Below are 4357 nucleotides of genomic sequence, written 5' to 3' on the forward strand. Positions count from 1 at the left end.
CTGAATTACGGGGAGAATCAATTGTAGTCATACTCAAAGTAACTTTGCAAGCGCTACTCGGGTCACTTACAGTTAAATTTCCGACAGCTGTCGGAAATCTAATTAGCCCTGTTATCTTCAGGAATGTGGATACCGATGAGGTCGTCATATTGGAATCCAGGATTGCCGGGTTATCTTACGATGATTTTCTCACTCTTGGAGTAGAGTCGGTTTCGAGATTTCTTATAATTGGATTGCAGTCACATCATTTGCCGAAGGGCGAGTACGAAATCATACCCTACCTGCTTATTAACCGATCATTACCTGAGGGCCTTTTAGAAAGCTTGGGTGAAAATGTAGAAGAACTCGGGCCCAATTATCTAAAAATGCCTATTTTACGTGAAACCAGCCGTTTTGTGCTTGCCGATTAATTTTTAAACCTTTTCATAAAGCCGATTCACTTCCTATCAAAATTTCGCCCTTTCTTGAAACTGCCAATATTTCAGGCTGAGCCACTATTTGATTTATAAATGAAATTTTGTTAAATTATAACTAGATTAGTTGCAAGGTTGTAGATTTCGTTCCCTTTGTGATTCGAGGAAATTCGATTATCAATAAATGAAAAGTTAAAGAATAAAGAAATGACTAAGAACGGGATTAATTCTAAAATAACAGGATTAGTTGTTTTGGGTCTTTTTGTGCTGAGTGCCGCTTTTGTTTTGAAAACCAGACAAAGCGCTTTAAGGGTAAATGCTGGCAACGATATATCATCTCAATATGCACAAGATGGAGGTGTGATTTACCTGAATACCGCCAAAGATGTAAAATATCTTGGCTCAAGAAAATGCCAGACGTGTCACCCGGCCATTTATGAATCTTATGCAAAAGCCGAAATGGGCCGGTCGATGGCCAAGCTTGACACCACTAATATAATTGAAGACTACCCTCAAGCAAACGTAGTTTATGATTCGGTCAAGAATTATTATTATGAGATGGTTACGCGTGACGGACGTTTTTATCAGCGTGAATACCGCCTCGATTCTGAGGGTCATGTGATACACGAGCGTTTGGCGGAAGCGGAGTATGTAATGGGTTCGGGGAACAATTTACGGATGTATTTTGACAACGAAAATGGTATGCTATACCAGTTGCCCTTGACCTGGTATGTGCACAAACAAGCCTGGGATCTCAGCCCGGGGTATCGTGAATTTGGAAACTTGCGTTTCACACGGTTCGCGACAGCAAAATGTCTTTCCTGCCACAATTCATACATGCAGGTTTCGCTTACAGCTAATGAAAGATATGTGAAACCCTTCCCTCTCGGCATCGGTTGTGAACGCTGCCATGGTCCGGGCGAATTACATGTAAAACAAATGCGAGGGGAGAAAATCGAAAACCTGCCGCAAAATGCCGCTACAATTGTCAATCCGCGCAAACTGTCACCAAAAAGACAGCTCGATGTTTGCCGTCAATGTCATTTGCAGGGCAAGGCCTGGGCTCTACGAGGACAAAATGACTGGTTCGACTACAGGCCCGGAAAGTTGCTGGAGTCTCATCGGTCGGTTTATTTTCCGGAAAAGACCCGGAAAGATGTTTTCGAAGTTGCAGATGCTGCACAACGAATGGCCCTCAGTCGATGTTTTACTGAAAGTAAGGGTGCGATGACTTGCATTACCTGTCATGATCCACATTATTCTATTAAGACATTTACAAGTGAGCACTACAACAATAAATGCTTAACATGCCATCTTTCCGAAAAGCTCCCGGGAAACAACTCAAGGCATTCCCATCGGAAAGCGGATAACTGCATCTCGTGTCACATGAACAGCACGGGTACGGATAATACTCTGCACGGTGTCACCACAACCGACCACTGGATCAGAATCGATGAAGAAAAAACCGTTATTGACTGGTCAAATCTAAGGCAACCCTCGGAACTTCGGCCTCTTATTTCCCTGGTTCCGGATGTTGATGCGAAAGATACGGGGACCGAATTTCGGAAAGGTGTTGCTTATTTTGATTATTATAAAGAACACGACAGGCGCAAAGCTTACCTGGACTCCGCATTAACCAATCTCTCAAAAAGTTTGAAACGTGCACAGAACAAAGCGGCTGCTTATTTTTATATCGGAGAAATCCAATTTGAACTGGAGCAAGACTCGCAGGCACTGCAAATGTTTAAGCAAGCGATAGTTCATCAACCGAACCATTCAGATGCATATTTTAAACTGGGTAAAACTTTCTCTGCTGCCGGGAACTTTGAGATGGCCATTAAGAATTTCCGTCGAGCAACTCAGCTTAAACCAGAAGAGCCGGCCTATTTAGAGAGTTTGGGAATGGCATTGGCAAAGGCCGATAAATATGAAGAAGCCTCTGCTATTCTGGAACGCGGCCTGCAGATTGACAAAAAGAATCCTTACACCTATTATACTCTTGGTAATATTTACGCCCGTCAGTATCGGAATCCGGAGAAGGCGTTAGCTTTTTATAAAGAACTTGTTGTTCTTGATCCGGATTTTCCAAACGGTTATTTAAATCTTGGAAATACCTATGCCTTACTTGGCAACTATAAGGAAGCCATCAATTCTTACCAAAATGAGATTTTCGTGCGCCCCAATTCGTTTCAGGCCTTTATTAACATCGGACATGTTTACAAACAGATGGGTAGAATCTCAAGCGCCAGAAATGCATTTCAAAAAGCATTAGAAATTGAGCCTTCCAGCAAAGCTGCCAGGGAATCTTTAAAGCAATTATAAGTAAGATAAACATTTGGTTGCATGCTTTTATTCACTTAAAAGTCGGAGGGTACTATGGAGAAACAATTTCTAATGGGGTTTTTCATCTTGATGTCATTCAGTTTTGTTTCAGGGCAAGAACAAACTATGGGACTGTTTTTGAATGATTCAAAGTCGTTTAACGGATACACTCTTTTTTCTGCTCTCACATTTACGAGGACTTACTTGCTTAACAATGATGGCTTGTTGGTCAATTCATGGGAGAGTGATTATGTGCCCGGGAATTCCGTGTATCTGCTCGAGAATGGCGATTTGCTTCGCGCCGCCGATCAGGGAGGAAATACGACTTTTATTGCAGGAGGAGACGCCGGCAGAGTGGAGAAATTTGATTGGGAAGGGAATCTTATTTGGGAGTTCGAATATTCCGACAGTTTGGTGCGTGCGCATCATGATATTGAGCCTCTTCCAAATGGCAACGTGCTCATTCTGGCCTGGGAGTTTAAATCCCGCACTGAAGCCACCTCAGCAGGTCGTGATTCCACTTTTGATGGTGTCATGTGGCCGGAACATATTATTGAAGTCGAGCCCCAAGGCCCCACTGGTGCAGTGATTGTCTGGGAATGGCACATTTGGAACCACTTGATTCAGGACTTTGATTCAACTCAAGAAAATTTTGGTGTTGTTGCGGATCACCCGGAATTAATCGATATTAATTTTGCAAATAATGGAACGCCTGACTGGCTGCATGCGAATGCCGTCGATTATAATCCTGAGCTGGATCAGATTATGATTGGCATTCCGAGGCTTCACGAATTGTGGGTGATCGACCATAGCACCACCACTGAAGAGGCAGCGGGTCACACGGGCGGTAACAGCGGGAAGGGGGGAGATATTCTTTATCGTTGGGGAAATCCTGAGGCCTATGATGCAGGCACACCTGCGGACCGCAAGTTTTTCAACCAACATCATCCTCACTGGATTGAAGCCGGCCTCCCCGGCGCCGGTAACATTCTGGTCTTCAACAATGGTCGCGGACGTCCGGAAGGTGACTTTTCAACCATTGACGAAATCGTCCCGCCGGTTGACAGTAACGGCAACTATTCTCTAACTCCCGGGATGGCGTTTGGCCCTGAAGATCCGGTGTGGCGCTATACCGCCCCTAACCCCACCGACTTCTTTGCTTCTTTTCTTTCCGGCGCCCAGCGCCTGGAAAATGGCAATACGCTGATGTGCGACGGCGCGCATGGGATTATTTTGGAAGTTGATTCGATGCAGGATTCAGTATGGCTATATATAAACCCTGTCACAGGCGAAGGACCTCTAACCCAGGGAGATCCGATCCCGGTCGTTAATGGTCGTAACCGGAACCTGGTTTTTAGAGCAACTCGCTATGGCCCGGACTACCCGGGGTTGGTAAACAGGGATTTGACGCCCGGAGATCCGATTGAAATCGATCCAACTGTCGGCCTAGGCGCTCCGGTTAGCGAAATTCCAACCGAGTTTTTATTGTCGCAAAGCTATCCTAATCCATTTAATCCTTCAACCCAGATTGTTTTTAGTTTACCATTTGACGCAGATGTTCGTTTGACTGTCTTTGATGTGCTGGGTCGTCAAATTGAGGTTGTGGCGAGTGGGCGATTTAC

The 4357-nt window shown here is 44.6% G+C and carries 3 protein-coding genes; all 3 read left to right on the forward strand.

Features of this window, described 5'->3' with window-relative positions:
* On the forward strand, positions 1-410 hold a 410-nt coding region (locus IH879_20370), incomplete at its 5' end, for a hypothetical protein (protein MCH7677284.1).
* 210 nt (positions 411-620) lie between these two features.
* Positions 621-2735, forward strand: a complete 2115-nt coding sequence (locus tag IH879_20375) for a tetratricopeptide repeat protein (protein MCH7677285.1) — start codon at positions 621-623, stop codon at positions 2733-2735.
* Positions 2736-2789: 54 nt separating this feature from the next.
* A partial coding sequence (locus tag IH879_20380) for an aryl-sulfate sulfotransferase (protein ID MCH7677286.1) occupies positions 2790-4357 on the forward strand: 1568 nt, incomplete at its 3' end.

The organism is candidate division KSB1 bacterium, from assembly GCA_022562085.1.
Classification (GTDB): Bacteria; Zhuqueibacterota; Zhuqueibacteria; order Oceanimicrobiales; family Oceanimicrobiaceae; genus Oceanimicrobium.